Source organism: Brucella lupini, assembly GCF_002252535.1.
Taxonomy (GTDB): Bacteria; Pseudomonadota; Alphaproteobacteria; order Rhizobiales; family Rhizobiaceae; genus Brucella; species Brucella anthropi.
In genome coordinates, this window is record NZ_NNRN01000037.1 from 1 (window position 1) to 14,810 (window position 14,810).

Consider the following 14,810-nt stretch of genomic DNA (forward strand, 5'->3'; position numbering starts at 1 on the left):
ATATCAGGCCACGCTGGGTCAGTTCTCAGTGGCAATCAACACCTGCACTTCCATCAGCGGAATCAGTTCACGCGCCACGAAAGGTGAAGTGACGAAGAGACTGACAAGGAAGATCGCCGGAACCGTAAACATCACCTTGATGTCATAAGTTTCCAGCAATGGCCCCAGCAAACCTTGTGATCCATACAGGAAGAGATAGGTCACGCCGGCCACGATGGGCGAGACTGAAAACGGTATCTCAACGAAAGTGATCAGCAACCGCCGCCCCGGAAAACGGAACTTGGTTACAAGCCAAGCAACACAAACACCGAACGCCATATTGATCGGCACCACGACGATTGCTGTGAGAATGGTCAGCCAGACCGCATGCAATGTATCAGGCTTCAATATTTCACCGAAGAAGACATCGACGCCCTTGCTGAATGCGTAGGAGAAGATAATGGCCAGAGGCGCTCCAATGCAGACCACCGACAAGCCAGCCGCCAGCCAGATCAACAGATTGCGCACCGGTCCGGAATTTCGTGCCTGCAGGCTTGCGCTAGCGTTCTGCATAACGAAGCTGCCTTGCTTGAATGAGATTGGTCACAAGAAGCATCACGAAAGCCGTAATGAGCATCACGAATGCAAGTGCAGCGGCTGCAGGATAGTCATACTCGTCGAGTCGGATGAAAACGAGCAACGACGTCACTTCGGTTTCAAAGGGGAGATTGCCAGAGATAAAGACAATCGAACCAAACTCACCGAGGCTGCGGGCAAAGGACAGCGACGAGCCTGCAAGGAAAGCTGGAAAGATGGTCGGCCAGATAATGTGTGAGAATGTCTGCCAGGAGCTGGCCCCAAGGCTGCGGGCAGCTTCTTCCACATCAGCACTCATATCTTCAAGCACCGGCTGAACCGTGCGGATAACGAACGGGATGCTGGTGAAAAACATCGCGATCATGATGCCGAGCGGCGCATAAGCAACCTTTATCCCGATCGGTTCAATGAACCGTCCAAACCAGCCATTTTGGGCAAATAGCGTCACCAATGCCAGACCGGCTATGGCAGTCGGCAGCGCGAAAGGAAGATCGACGGCGGCATCGATCAGACGTTTGCCGGGAAATTCATATCGCGTCAGTACCCAAGCCAGCAGAAGACCGAACAAGCCGTTAAAAACAGTGGCCACTGCGGCTGCGCTCAAGGTGATCTTATAGGTCGCTAGCGCCCGATCTGAAGTCACAATGCTCCAGAAGTCACTCCAGCCAAGACTTGCCGTTTTCAGAATCATGGCCAGCAGTGGCAAGGCCACGATAACAGCCAGATAAAGCAAAGTGCAGCCGAGGGTCAGTCCGAACCCCGGCAGCACAGAATTACGTTTCATGCTTAGAAGCGCCACTGGATTTTTCCAAAAAGCAAGGCGATCCCGTCCGGGATCGCCAGTTGGCTTTGTTATTTGCCTGTGAATAGCTGATCAAGCACCCCGCCTTCGGCGAAATGTTCCTTCTGCACCTTCTCCCAGCCACCGAAAGCATCTTCAACCGTCACGAGACGCACATCAGGATAGATGTCCTTGTGCTTTGCAATGACATCCTTGTCGTGCACACGGTTGAAGTTCTGAGCCAGAATTTCCTGACCTTCCGGCGAATAGAGATAGTTCAGATAGGCTTCCGCTATCTTGCGCGATCCACGCTTGTCTACCACCTTGTCGACGACCGTAACGGGAAACTCTGCCAGCAGGCTGACTTCCGGTACGACAACATCATATTTGTCCGGTCCGAGAACCTTTTCGGTTCCGCGTGTTTCTGCTTCAAACGTCACCAGCACGTCGCCAATGCCACGTTCGGCAAAAGTCGTCGTTGCTCCACGTCCGCCGGTATCGAAGACTGGAACATTCTTGAAAATCTTCCCGATGAACTCGTGTACCTTCGCCTGATCACCCTTGAACGCCTCGTTCGCATAGGCCGTCGCAGCAAGATAGGTATAGCGCGCATTGCCTGAGGTCTTCGGGTTCGGGAAGATCACCTTCACGTCGTCACGCGCCAGATCGTCCCAATTCTTGATGTTCTTCGGATTGCCCTCACGAACGAGGAATGCAGGGAGCGAATAGTAAGGCGAGGAGTTGTTAGGAAGCCGCTTCTGCCAGTCCGCGGGAATCAGATTACCCTTGTCATGGAGGACCTGAACGTCGGTCACCTGATTGAAGGTCACCACATCCGCCTCAAGCCCTTCCAGAATAGAACGCGCCTGCTTGGAGGAGCCAGCATGGGATTGATTGACGGTTAGGTCCTCGCCGGTCTTGGTCTTCCAGTCAGCGATGAAGGCTTGATTGATCTGTTCGTAGAGTTCCCGCGCAATGTCATAGGAAACATTGAGTATTTCCTTCGGCTCCTGTGCCTGAACCGGTGCAGAGCCGAGACCGAGGGCTACCGCCGCATATAGAATAATTTTTCTCATTAGACCCATCCCCACCACGCTGTTTGCGAAAAGCGCTCTAAACTGGATTGTTTTCGGAAAACAAATCTAACGAGAGAAGAGACAAAATCAATCTAAATCATTGATTTAAATATATAAACTACTTTTATCACCATTCATGGAACCCGTACCCAAACCTCATGCTGGCGTGAGAAAATAATTCTCATCAGGAGCGAAACCATAAAATGAAATGCAAAAAGGCAGGAGACCTCCGTCTCCTGCCTTCATAACTTTCTTAGACTCTGGACTTACCAGAAACCGCGATGCTGCCAGCACCAGAGAAAGTTATGCTCGCCACGCTCCAGCCGACTACGGCGGCGGGCTGCAATCTCTTCCGCATTCAACTTCATCTCACTCCAAGGCCGCTCCAGAAAGCCCGGAACACGCAAAACCGTATTCTTCATTTTCGTAGCGAGCAGCTGAACGGTTCGCTTCATGCCTGGCCTCCTCATTGCCTTACGCTCAAATATCATCGCGTTTTCGCCGCAACAATGAACGATAGGTTAATTTTGAAGGCTTCTCGGCTTTTGTCAATAACCCACTTATTTTATCGGAGTTAACTGCGTGAAATAATTTGCGAGCCAGACCAAACAACCCGCAAATTCATTCCTGTTAAACCTCATAGTCGGATGAGGGGACAATGCGTACCTTGCCGATATGACGACCATTCATCGACTCAATCTTGAACTCCAGGCCATCGGCAACGAAGCTTTCTCCACCCAAAGGCAGGTGTCCGAGATGCCAGAGAACATAGCCAGCAAGGGTAGTATAACGGTCACCGTCATCCAGAAGGTCGCGTTCCAGAAGGCCGCTTAACCGGCGAATATCGGTAAAGCCGTCTACAAGATAACCACCCTGCCCGTCCGACTGCGCGACAGCCGCCTCTTCGTCTTCATCCGGGAACTCACCAGCAATGGCTTCCAGAACGTCGGTCGGCGTCACGACACCTTCGAAAGAGCCATGCTCATCGACGACGACTGCGATCTGGACAGGTGAATTACGCAACTGCTCCATAACGCGCAGCACGTTTGCATTTTCATGCACGACAAGCGGCTGCTTTACGATCTTGTCCCAGTCGACAGGCTTCTTGTCACCAATGTCGAGCAAAAGGTCCCGGACCAACGCCACACCGATGAACTCGTCCACCTGACGGCGCGCGACGATGACGCGAGAATGTGACAGCTCCCGAATGGCCGCATCAAGTTCTGCTTCGTCTTCATCGAGGTCAAGCCACTCGATCTCGTTGCGCGGCGACATGATGGAACGCACAGGTCGATCAGCCAGATCAAGAACGCCGCGGATCATTTCCTTTTCTTCCGGCAGGAAGACATCACTGGCCGCTGTCTGCTGGGCAATCACGTCAACCGTGTCGGAAAGCGGGCTTTCGCCGCGACTGCCACCGAGTAGACGTAGGACGGCACCCGCAGTGCGCTCTCGCAGATCGTTGGTCGTGACCAGCTTTTCGCGATTGTGTCGCGACATCTGGTTGGCCGCTTCGATCAACACCGAGAAGCCGATCGCCGCATAAAGATATCCCTTTGGAATATGGAAGCCGAAACCCTCCACGACCAGACTGAAACCGATCATCATCAGGAAGCCAAGACACAGGATGACAACGGTGGGGTGTTTGTTGACAAAATCCATCAGCGGCTTGGAAGCAAGCATCATCACGCCGATGGCGATAATGACAGCAATCATCATGACCGGCAGATGCTGAACCATGCCCACAGCCGTGATGACACTATCCAGCGAGAACACGGCATCAAGCACGACAATCTGAACGATCACCTGCCAGAACACAGCATGTACGACCTTGGAACTCTTAGGCCCATGATCATCCTCCAGCCGCTCATGCAGCTCCATCGTGCCCTTGGCAAGGAGAAACAGACCACCAATTAGCATGATGATGTCTCGGCCCGAGAAAGACATCCCCATCAGCGAAACCAATGGCTCACGGAGGGTGACGATCCAGGAAATCGACGCCAGCAACACCAGACGCATCAAAAGAGCCAGAGTAAGGCCGATAAGTCGCGCGCGATTACGTTGGTGTGGGGGCAGTTTGTCGGCCAGAATGGCAATAAAGACGAGATTGTCGATACCGAGAACAATCTCGAGCACCACCAATGTCACCAAACCTATCCAGGCATTGGGGTCGGCAATCCAGTCCATGGACCAGTCCATGATGTGTCGGCTCCTTTAAAGATCAGCAGAAATGGAAATTGGGAAATTCGTCGCAACAGCTTTGTGACCGGGCTGCATTTGTGCAGTCCAGTCTCTTCCGGGCGCAGTCTATCGGGAATTGTTCAATGCGCTGGAAGCCCGACCCCCCCTCCGGGGAATTCGGACTTCGAGAAGACGAATCGTCAGAACTGTCGTCGGGCATAAAGCGCGATGAACCTTATATGAGGTGTCGCGAGGCCTGAATCCTCAGCCACACCGGTTGCCACATGGAACATATGGTCTGTTATTATGCAGACCGAAGCCTGTAGCACAAGAGGTCGATTATTCGGCTGGAGAGACCTGAACGCGGCGCTTACGCTCCCGACGTGGACGAGCTTTGAAAAAGCGCACACCGATAACCGTCGCAATGATGGTGACGATAGTGATTCCGATCACGAACCAGAACATGTGATCGCCATCCATTCTGGCGAAAACGCCTGCTCCACGACCTGCCAGCCAGCCCGGAAGGAACATCAGCGGAGCCCATACAAGCGCGGAGAGGACATTGGCTGTCTGGAAGCGCGTCTGATCCATAGACATCATACCGGCAACCATCGGCACGGTACAGCGCACGGGGCCGAAGAAACGACCAAGGAACACTGCAGAAAAACCATAGCGACGGAAGAGAAGGCGTGCACGCGCCACACCGCTGCGGTGCTTGTTGAGCGGCCACTTGTGAATAATATTGCGGCCCAGCCACCAGCCCAGGAAATAGGAGATGATATCGCCAATCACTGCGCCGATAATCGCACCGATTATAACGGGAATGGGTTCGATGATTCCGGCACCCACGAGGCCGCCAATAGCGATCATGATCGGCGTAGCTGGAATGAACATTCCTATAATGGCGAGAGATTCGCCGAAGGCGATAACGCCCACGATAGGCCCAGCCCATGCCCGATGATCGGAAATAAACTGTCCGAGATCGCCTATTATACTTTCCATTCCGTCCTCAAATGTCGCGAACCGGATTTTGAAACGATATGAGCCGTTTCTGTTTTCTTCGGCAAGGGCAACCCGGTGCATAAAGCGCCTTGCTCTGACAAATTTTAGGGGCGGCGCCGGTGTCCGTGACTTCAGAACCACTACCAACCGATCAAGTCTTTTATATGCCGTAGTTTCTCAGACAAGCATCAATAATTGATGACATGGCTGCGACATTTGCAGCGTGACTCTACTCCCTGAACGAAACCTCCCCACCGCACGTATTAGTCCAGCATCGGCGAATATGGAGCCGCAGGGTTCCGCTTACAACGCCGAAAACGTGAAAAAATGAATCAAATCAAGAATCTCTCATTTTTGATTCTCAAAAGAGCGACCAGAAAACACAACCAGAATGCACATACCCTGAAAAAGACACCGGTAACGCGCAGATATGGATTTTCGGAAGGCCCGCATTTCCGGGCTTTTTACGCAAGCTGTTATTTTTTTCAGAAATTTTGCAGTTGGAGGCTGGACAGGTGGAAAAGAGGCCGTTATAGAACCGCTCACTTCACCGGGGCCGCTGCCTCGGCAAAGCGAGTGGGTGATTAGCTCAGTTGGTAGAGCAGCTGACTCTTAATCAGCGGGTCGTAGGTTCGATCCCTACATCACCCACCATTTTCTCTTCTGAAAACAAACGCTTCCGCTGATAACTGATCCTGATGGATCAGAAAAATTCTTCTCGCCCGAACGAATATGTGTCTCAGTGCCTGCGGATGCTTTTTCGCTTTGGAGAATGCTTCAGCTCTGGTTTGCTCATACACTCCCCAATACATTACCGATAATTAATTGGCATATTCATATGCGGTTCATCTAAAAAGACAGACATTACTCGCACGCCTTTTAGCGGCGCCCCTGTAAAGAGTAATGGAGTCAAATAGCCATGAAATCGAAAACCGCATTTATCGCTGTAATTGCAACATCTTTGCTTGCTGTACCCGCACTGGCACAAGAAAATAGCAATGCAAATACTGATAAACCGGCAGCAGAGACGGCCGTTGCCCCAAACAAGGACATGAAGGGCAAGCGTGGCCCTGTCGACCTTGAGAAATTCTCACGCATGGATGACCTCAAGGCCGCCGATACCGATGGCGACGGCGTACTTTCTCGCGCCGAAATCGAAGCACTGGCACTCAAGCGCATCGTGAGCCGGGCAGCTGACCGCATGGAGCGTCGCCTCGACGTCAATGGTGATGGCAAGGTTACGCTTGCGGAAGTGGAGAACCAGCGTAAGAAGGAATTCGCTGCACTGGATCGAAATGAGGATGGCAAAATCGATCGCAGCGAAATGCGCGCCGCGAAGATGCATCACCAAGCCAGAGGCTCTCACCACAAAGGTCCACATCACATGGGCAACCACAAAGGTGGTGAGCACAAAGGCCCGATGAAGGATCAGGCAGAGAAGCCACAGGAATAAAGCTGAAATAAAAAAACCCGGGCTCAATGCCCGGGTTTTTCATACGCCGATGTCAATTTCACCGTTCAAGAGCGGATGACGCCCTTCTTGAAAATGATATTGCCATAAAGCCGCTTCTCACCGGTCCGAATGATCGCGAACGCATCGCGAGCGCGGTGATAAAAAGCAAATCTTTCAACTGGATCGACGGAAATCTTTCGCCCTTCAGCCTTTTCTATGACCGATTCAAATTCCTTGAAAATCGCCGGCGTTTCATTGGGCGCCTGCATGACGGCGGCTGGCTTGTCGACAAAATCGTCCAAAGGCAACAGCGACAACACAGCCTCGGCCATATCCGTTGCAGTGATCCCCGGAAAGTCCAGCACGTGGACACCAGAGGACTGCGCCGGATAATTGGCATCAACAATCACGAGATCGTCTCCGTGCCCCATATCGGCAAGAACCTCGAGCAGCGAGCCGGTCAGCAATGGATTGATGTTCTTCAACATAAGACGTCAGTTCCTATAATAATTCTGTCGCCTCACACTAAACAACTCGCTTTCAGAATCGCAAGGTCCAAGTGTTGGAAGGTGACCGGTCTTATCTCGTGGTCGGGTCCAGCTTGTCGCGTAGCCAATCACCCACAAAGCTGATCGACAGCGTCGTGAACATGATCACAAATGACGGCGCGAGCATGATCCACGGTGCGCGAGTGAGATATTCGCGACCATAACCAACCATATTACCAAGGCTGGTCATCGGCGGCTGCACACCGAGGCCCAGAAACGAGAGGCTGCTTTCAAGGAGAATAATCTCCGGGAATGTCAGCGTCATCGAGACGATTAGCGTTGAAGCAATGTTCGGGAGGATGTGTTTGAGATACACTCGCGACGGCGTAGCGCCGAGCTGGGTAACCGCTGCTGCATAACCCTGTGCATTCGCTGAGACAGCCAGCCCACGCGCGATACGGGCATAACGTTCCCAGCCGTAGAAGCCCATCAGGCAGGTCAGCAAAAGAAGCGAGCTTCCGAAAAATGCCAGCACGGCAAGCGACAAAATCAGGAATGGCAGCGCCGCCTGAAAATCAGCCAGCATGACTACAACCTGCTCCACCGCGCCTCGAAAATAAGCTGCGAGGAAACCCAGTGTCGTCCCGAACACCGCTGAAATGATCGTCGCACCAAACGCGATGAGCAGCGAAATGCGAATGGATTCGATAAGGCGTGAAAGCACGTCACGTCCCAGCTCATCGGTACCCAGCCAATGCTGTGCGTTCCCCGGCAGTGCGAGGCGGTTTTTCAGGTCAAAGGCTGTGATGTTGTAGGGTTTTATCCAGTCCGCAGTCAGCGCAATCAGGATCATTGCGGCGATCCAGATAAAGCCGATGATAACCATCAGCGGAATGCTTTTACGGCTCTTTTTCGGTTGCGTGGAAACAGTGGCAGTATTGGCGGTCATATCCGTCATCGGTTCAGCCTCACGCCTTGCCCTGCGCCTGACGCAGACGCGGATCGAGATAACCATAGAGAAGATCAACAATGAAATTGGAGATCACCATCGTCGCGGCCACGAGAAGCAATATGCATTGCACGATAGCAAGATCGCGATTGGCTACCGAAACCACGAGCAATCTGCCCACGCCTGGCCAGGAAAAGAGCGATTCAACTACCACCGCACCTGCAATCAGCGATCCGACCATAAATCCGACGATAGTGACAATCGGAATGGCCGCGTTAGGCAGTGCATGACGCCAGACAACATTTCGCCAGGACACACCTTTGGCACTCGCCGTGCGAATATAGGGCTGCCCCAGAATCTCGATCATTGCGCTGCGGGAGAACCGCGCCAGAATGGCCGCGCCGCCGAGCCCCATGGTGATTATGGGTAGAATGGCATGCATCCAGCTGTCCTGCCCGCCCGAGGGCAACCAGCCCAACGAAACCGAGAACACCAGCACGAGCAACAAGCCAAGTACAAAACTCGGTAAAGTGAAGCCGATGACGGCAGTAGCCATGACAGCCCGGTCAATGAAGCTGTTGCGATGCAACGCAGCATAAATTCCGGCCGGAATGCCAAGCCCAAGTTTGATCAACAATGCCGGTATCGTAAGTTGAAGCGTCGCGGGAATGCGCTCGGTCACCAGTGCGATTGCAGATTGGCCATCGCGCATCGATATCCCAAGATCGCCGCGCGCAATAGCGCCGAAATAGCGCAAATATTGCTGCCAGAGCGGATCATCGAGCCCCCAGTTTTTCCGGAAGGCAGCTATCGCTTCCGGTGGCGCGTCCGGTCCCATGATGATCTGGGCCGGATCACCGGACATACGCAAAACGACGAAAGCAAATGTCACCACAAGAAGAATGGTCACAAATGCGCGAACCCCGCGAACCATCAAAAATCTAAGCATGAATATTGTCCGTCTGCAGGCTTCCTGCAAAATGGCAGGCCACTTTGCGTCCCGCTGGCATGTCGAGAAGTTCAGGTGTCTCGCTGCTGCAGCGCGGAGCCGCGAAACGGCAGCGGGGGTGAAACGCACAGCCATTAGGTCGCGCGGCAGGGTTCGGCGGCTCTCCCTGCAGGATGATGCGATCACTGAGAGGAGTTCCAGCGACAGGGACACTGGACACCAGCGCCTGCGTGTAGGGGTGAAGCGGTTTGGCAAAAATCTCGTCCGAGGACGCCTCTTCGACGATCCGGCCCAGATACATGACCGCAACACGATCCGAAATATTGCGTACCACCTTCAGATCATGGCTGATGAAAACCATGGCGATGCCTTCGCGTTCCTGCAAATCGCGCAAAAGATTCACAACCTGCGCCTGAATGGAAGCATCCAGCGCCGATACAGGTTCGTCGCAAACAATGAGTTGCGGCTTGCATGCGATGGCGCGTGCAATGACGACACGCTGGCGCTGCCCGCCTGAAAGCTCATGCGGATAGCGCGAAGCCTGATCGGAACGAAGGCCGACCGCTCGCATCAGCTCTGCAACACGCGCTTTCTGCTCAGCAGCGGTTCCAATTCCGTGAATCTCCAGTGGCTCGGCAATCTGACGGCCAATCGGCAACCGTCGGTCCAGAGCTGCCAGAGGGTCCTGATAGACAAGCTGCATACGCGCCCGCAAAGCGCGCCAGCTTGCGGTCTTCTGGCGAGGTAGGGCTGAACCTTCAAACGTCACCTCTCCCTCGCTGGGATCTTCCAGACCGAGAAGCAGCCGCCCGGTCGTGGATTTACCCGAACCGGACTCGCCAACAATGCCCAGTGTTGTTGCCGGAGCGACCGATATGGAAAGCCCGTCGACCGCGCGCACCGCGACCGGTTTTGCGAACGGACCTTTGCGCGATGTGTAGGTTTTGACAAGGTCACGAGCTTCGATGAGAGCGGCTGTCATTGTGCTATTGCCCTTGTGCTCGTCGGGACTGAAACATGGTCACTCATGGATGGCAGCAAATGCGAGGTAGCCGGATAGGGATGAAAGCACGAGACCATGCGCCCCTCACCGGCATCGTCCTGCGGAACACCGAGTCTGGGGAGGCTTCGCGCGCAGAGATCATTCGCGCTCAAGCAGCGTGGCGAAAATGCGCAACCTTGCGGAAGCTTGCCCGGCTCAGGAACTGTGCCCTCAATGGGGATCAGACGATTGCGCCCGCCATCAAGGTTCGGAATGGAATCGAACAGGCCGTGCGTATAAGGATGGCGCGGAGCAGCAAAGAGCGCTTCGGTCCGGGCCTGTTCAACGATACGCCCGGCATACATGACGGAAACACGTTCGCAAATTTGCGACACTGCACCAAGATCATGGCTGATAAAGACCACAGCCATGCCGGTTTCCGCACGCAATGCAGCCAATAGATCAAGAATTTGAGCCTGAATCGTAGCATCAAGTGCTGTCGTGGGCTCATCCGCGATAAGGATATCGGGATTGCCCGCCAGCGCCATGGCAATCATCAAACGCTGGTTCTGGCCACCGGAAAATTCGTGCGGATAATTATCGATGCGGCGACGCGCATCGGGTATTCCCACCAGTTCCATCAATCGCAAAACTTCTGATCGGGCTGCAGGTCCTCTCAGATTGCGATGAAGCCGCACGGCCTCCTCAATCTGGCGCCCGACCCGAATAACCGGATTTAGGGAACTCGATGGATCCTGAAAGATCATCGCAATACGGCCACCCCGAACACCTTCGAGCGTGCTGCGCGATGCGGTCAGCAATTCTGTTCCTTCAAGGAGAACACTACCGGAGATCGACGCCTTTTTCGGCAAGAGACCGAGCGCTGCCAGCCAGGTGACAGACTTGCCGCAGCCGGACTCCCCGACTAATCCGACAGCTTCGCCTCGCTCAATCGAAAGGTCGATACCATGCAGAACCGGCACGCCATCAAAGGCCACTTTGAGATTGGAAATTTCGACCAGCGGCATCATGCAATCCTTCTGGTTCATTCACAGTCGCGGGGTTTGAAACCCCAAAGGAAAAGCGAGCCCGATTGAACCGGGCTCGCCTCTACAAATGGATCAGGCCCAGTTGTTTTTGCGGAAGTCCATCGCGAAAGCGGGCGCCGCCTTCCACTTCAATGACTTAGGCTTGGCGGTGAAAGTCGCGTTCTGGTGGAGGACGGTGTAGGCTGGATCTTCACGTTCGCAGATTTCCAGCATCCGTTTGAATGCTTCCTTGCGCTTGGCGTGATCCGTGCTCGTTTCCATAATGACGGAAAGCTTGTTCGCCTCCTCATTCGTCCATTCACCAACCTGTTGCTGCTGACCATTCGGGCCATGCTGGCTGACGATAGACGAAACCGGATCGTTGAACGGTGCGGAGTTGGACCAGTCGCGCACGGCACGCCCCGGGCTCTTCTCCAGAACCTGCTGCCAGTTTTCCTGCATCTGAATTTCGACGTTCAGCCCCACCTGGTTCCACATCTCCACAAGGATCTGCGCGGTTGGGGTCTGGTTCGTGTAGTAGTTGTTGAGCAGGCGGTAAGGGATGGCATCGCCCTTGTAACCGGCTTCCTTCAGAAGCTGCTTGGCGAGATCCGGGTTATATTCCGGAACACTCCAGCCCTGAACGAACATATCGCCATAGTAGTCCCACTGGAGACCAGCCGGAACGACCGTACGACCGGCCCACAACGAATCCACGATCGCCTGACGGTCGATCGCATGGGTAAATGCGCGACGCACCAACGGATTTTCCAGCTGCGGATGGAACTTGTCGAACACAGTTAGACGGTGGTTGAGGATCGTACCGCCCTGAACCTCGAAAGCGTCATTCTTTTCGATACCTTCGATCTGATCCGGTGGAATATCGCAGGCAAACTGATATTCGCCCGAGAGCAGACCATTGATGCGGGAGGCAACTTCCGGCACCTCGATGAAACGGATTTGCTTCAGCGGTGGGCGTCCACCCCAATATTCGTCGTGAGCTTCGAGCACCAGCATGTTGTCCGGCTTGAACTCGACAACCTTGTAGGGCCCGGTGGTAACCGGCTTGCGCGCCCAGTCGAGATAGCTAGGCGACTCTTCCCAGCCACGACGGCTCATAATCTGGCTGCCGTAACGGGAGATACGGCCTTCCATGGTGACGTCTGGCGTACCGTTCTTGAAGCGCACCGTGTATTTGTCGACAATTTCGACACCCAGCAAAGCTGGCCAGGAACGACGTGCCGTCGCTGGCACTTCAAGCGGCAGTTCCTTGCTTTCACGACCGAGCGGATTTTTCTCCGTGACGTAAATCGTCTTGCCTTCGGCTGGTTGCGTGTCGCCAAACATGCGCTCCTTGCCAAAAGTGAAGGCAACGTCTTCGGCGGTCATCTCATCGCCATTGTGGAACTTCACCCCCTGGCGGAGCTTTAGCTCGACCGTCTTGTCATCGATGCGGGTCCATTCGGTCGCAAGACCAGGCACAGCCGAAAGACCGCCCAGCCAGTCGCGGTCGATCAACGCCTCCCAGATACTGGAAAAGAAAACGCGTTCGCCGACATTCGACTGTTCGCGAAGAACGTCGAGCGTGTTGCTGTTTGCCACCTTCTGCACAGCAATGGTGATCGATGGGCGATTGTCAGCCTGTGCGATTGCAAATCGCGGCAGGACGAGCGAACCGGCGGCACCGGCTGAAAGGCCAAGCATCCCGCGTCGGGTCAGATTGATCATTTGGTTGCTCCTGAGATCAATGGTTGCGCGTTGTCAGCCCTTGCGGGCCGGATCTGTAATGGGTCAGTGTCCGGTCGGCATGAGACAGCCGCCACGACAAAGCCTTCTGGGCGTAGTCGCGAACGAGAGCCGCATAAGCGGGGTCTTCAGCCAGGTTGTTGAATTCGTGCGGGTCCGCCTTCAAATCGAAGAACAGCGGCGGCAGGGCCGCAAAATGCACGTATTTGTAGTTTTCGTCCTCGATCACACAGAGGCTGCAATCATCCTGGGAGAGCTGCACCGAGTTCTGCGGCTGATCGTAGAAGACGTCGCGGAAGTCGAATTCGTAATGCAATTCTGTGCGCCAGTCGGCGGGTTTTCCCTCACCCAGAAACGGCAGCAGCGAACGCCCGTCGCAAGCGCGCGGCGTTTCCCCACCCAGCCATTCGAGGATGGTTGGCATAACATCGATGCTTTCGGAAAAACCATCTTCGATCTGGCCAGCGTGCCGGTTCTCCCCCGCGTCCTTTATAACCAAAGGAATACGGAAACTTTCGTCGTTGTAGCCGATCTTGCCGAGCAGATGATGATCGCCGAGCTGCTCACCATGGTCGCTGGTGAAGATGATTAGTGTGTCGTCCCACTGACCAGTTTCATCAAGGTAAGCGAAGACCCGCCCCAGACAATCGTCGATTTCCGTAATCAGGCCGCAATAGGTGGCGCGCATCTGGCGAATCTCGCCTTCGTCCAGCGTTGCGCCAGAGCCTTCCGCCCCATGGAAAAACGAACCACGCCTGATATGATCGATATAGTGCTTCATAAGCGGATGCTGTGCCGCTTCGGCATCCGGACTTTCCGCCCGAACCGGCGCAGGCATATCTTCGGCCTTGTACATCGCATGATAAGGCGCGGAAGCGACGAATGGCGGGTGCGGGCGGTAGTAACCGAGATGCAGGAAGAAGGGCTTGCCGTCCCTGCCCTTCAGATATGTCAGCGCACGTTCGGTGAAGAATGTAGAATCCGAGAATTCCTTCGGGATACGCGACGGTTTGTCGGTAGCACCGGGAACGGAATGCTCACCTTCTGGCAGCCAGATATCTTCCCGGTTCTCCGGCAGTTCAAAACCGTTCTGCGCCACCCAGCCGAAATATCCGTCCATATTGGGTTCGAATGCGCCCACTGAGCGAAACCCGTCCATGATATCGCCAAGAACCGTGAAACGCGGATCTCTTGGGGACGTCGAACGCGGGTCAGGCGTCGTCGTCGTGTAACCAATGAGCGCGGGATCATAGCCGATGGCGCGGAGGGCTTTGCCGAGGTTCAAATGGCGCTGATCAAGCGGAACAGTGTTCTGCACTGCCCGATGGTTCATCAGGTAAAGGCCAGTAAGCAGGCTTGCCCTTGCTGGTCCACATGGCACACAGGTTGTGACGTGGTTGCGGAAGGTCAAGCCTTCCCGGCAAAGGCGATCAAGATTGGGAGTTTTGAGGAAGGGGTCGCGCCCCTCCGCCCGCATCAGGTGGGGGATAAAATCTGCTCGCCATTGATCAACGACGATAAGCAGGACATTTTTTCTGGTCATGTTGGCCTCGTTATTTCCGAGGCTTACTAGGACCCTTATATATCAAGGGCATGACC

General features: G+C 54.4%; 13 protein-coding genes, 1 tRNA gene and 1 pseudogene. 2 read left to right on the forward strand and 13 right to left on the reverse strand.

The genetic code is table 11. The features are described 5' to 3' along the window. Positions 1-42: 42 nt before the first annotated feature. From CES86_RS05620 to CES86_RS05645, 6 genes and pseudogenes are all read right to left on the reverse strand, one after another. A pseudogene (locus CES86_RS05620) lies at positions 43-552 on the reverse strand (sulfate ABC transporter permease subunit CysW); the annotation flags it as partial. Continuing rightward, entirely contained in the window at positions 539-1,360 is an 822-nt protein-coding gene (gene cysT / locus CES86_RS05625) for a sulfate ABC transporter permease subunit CysT (RefSeq protein WP_094513862.1), read from the reverse strand. The gene cysT and the pseudogene CES86_RS05620, both read right to left, overlap by 14 nt. Before the next feature lie 68 nt (positions 1,361-1,428). Beyond that, positions 1,429-2,433 (reverse strand): sulfate ABC transporter substrate-binding protein, encoded by a 1,005-nt coding sequence (locus CES86_RS05630; RefSeq protein ID WP_029928951.1) that lies wholly within the window; start codon positions 2,431-2,433, stop codon positions 1,429-1,431. A gap of 266 nt (positions 2,434-2,699) precedes the next feature. Next, positions 2,700-2,888: a hypothetical protein gene (locus CES86_RS05635; protein ID WP_010659814.1), complete on the reverse strand. Its 189-nt coding sequence runs from the start codon at positions 2,886-2,888 to the stop codon at positions 2,700-2,702. 175 nt (positions 2,889-3,063) lie between these two features. Beyond that, complete coding sequence (locus CES86_RS05640) at positions 3,064-4,632, reverse strand: TerC family protein (protein WP_094513863.1); 1,569 nt, start codon at positions 4,630-4,632, stop codon at positions 3,064-3,066. 321 nt (positions 4,633-4,953) lie between these two features. Further along, positions 4,954-5,616 carry a DedA family protein gene (locus tag CES86_RS05645; RefSeq protein ID WP_010659812.1) on the reverse strand — a complete coding sequence of 221 codons (663 nt, stop codon included), beginning with the start codon at positions 5,614-5,616 and terminating at the stop codon, positions 4,954-4,956. 578 nt (positions 5,617-6,194) lie between these two features. Between CES86_RS05645 and CES86_RS05655 the strand changes: the two genes are divergently transcribed. Then, positions 6,195-6,270: transfer RNA gene (locus CES86_RS05655), tRNA-Lys, on the forward strand. A gap of 265 nt (positions 6,271-6,535) precedes the next feature. Then, positions 6,536-7,069 (forward strand): EF-hand domain-containing protein, encoded by a 534-nt coding sequence (locus tag CES86_RS05660; protein WP_029928953.1) that lies wholly within the window; start codon positions 6,536-6,538, stop codon positions 7,067-7,069. Between the two features lie 65 nt (positions 7,070-7,134). On the opposite strand, the gene CES86_RS05665 is transcribed toward CES86_RS05660, so the two are convergent. From CES86_RS05665 to pehA, 7 genes are all read right to left on the reverse strand, one after another. Then, complete coding sequence (locus CES86_RS05665; RefSeq protein WP_010659810.1) at positions 7,135-7,557, reverse strand: RbsD/FucU family protein; 423 nt, start codon at positions 7,555-7,557, stop codon at positions 7,135-7,137. Positions 7,558-7,648: 91 nt separating this feature from the next. Next, on the reverse strand, positions 7,649-8,515 hold the full coding sequence (locus tag CES86_RS05670) for an ABC transporter permease (RefSeq protein WP_010659809.1): 867 nt from the start codon (positions 8,513-8,515) through the stop codon (positions 7,649-7,651). Between the two features lie 10 nt (positions 8,516-8,525). After that, positions 8,526-9,455, reverse strand: a complete 930-nt coding sequence (locus tag CES86_RS05675) for an ABC transporter permease (RefSeq protein ID WP_012091824.1) — start codon at positions 9,453-9,455, stop codon at positions 8,526-8,528. After that, the gene (locus tag CES86_RS05680) at positions 9,448-10,437 is read right to left on the reverse strand and encodes an ABC transporter ATP-binding protein (protein ID WP_094513864.1); all 990 of its coding nucleotides are present in this window, start codon (positions 10,435-10,437) and stop codon (positions 9,448-9,450) included. Before CES86_RS05680 ends, CES86_RS05675 begins: the two co-directional genes overlap by 8 nt. Next, positions 10,434-11,468, reverse strand: coding sequence for an ABC transporter ATP-binding protein (locus tag CES86_RS05685; protein WP_029928957.1), 1,035 nt, complete (start codon positions 11,466-11,468; stop codon positions 10,434-10,436). The genes CES86_RS05680 and CES86_RS05685 overlap by 4 nt, the downstream gene beginning before the upstream one ends. A gap of 90 nt (positions 11,469-11,558) precedes the next feature. Then, on the reverse strand, positions 11,559-13,193 hold the full coding sequence (locus CES86_RS05690; RefSeq protein WP_010659805.1) for an ABC transporter substrate-binding protein: 1,635 nt from the start codon (positions 13,191-13,193) through the stop codon (positions 11,559-11,561). 16 nt (positions 13,194-13,209) lie between these two features. Beyond that, complete coding sequence (gene pehA, locus CES86_RS05695; protein WP_029928959.1) at positions 13,210-14,754, reverse strand: phosphoric/sulfuric ester hydrolase PehA; 1,545 nt, start codon at positions 14,752-14,754, stop codon at positions 13,210-13,212. Between the last annotated feature and the right edge of the window lie 56 nt (positions 14,755-14,810).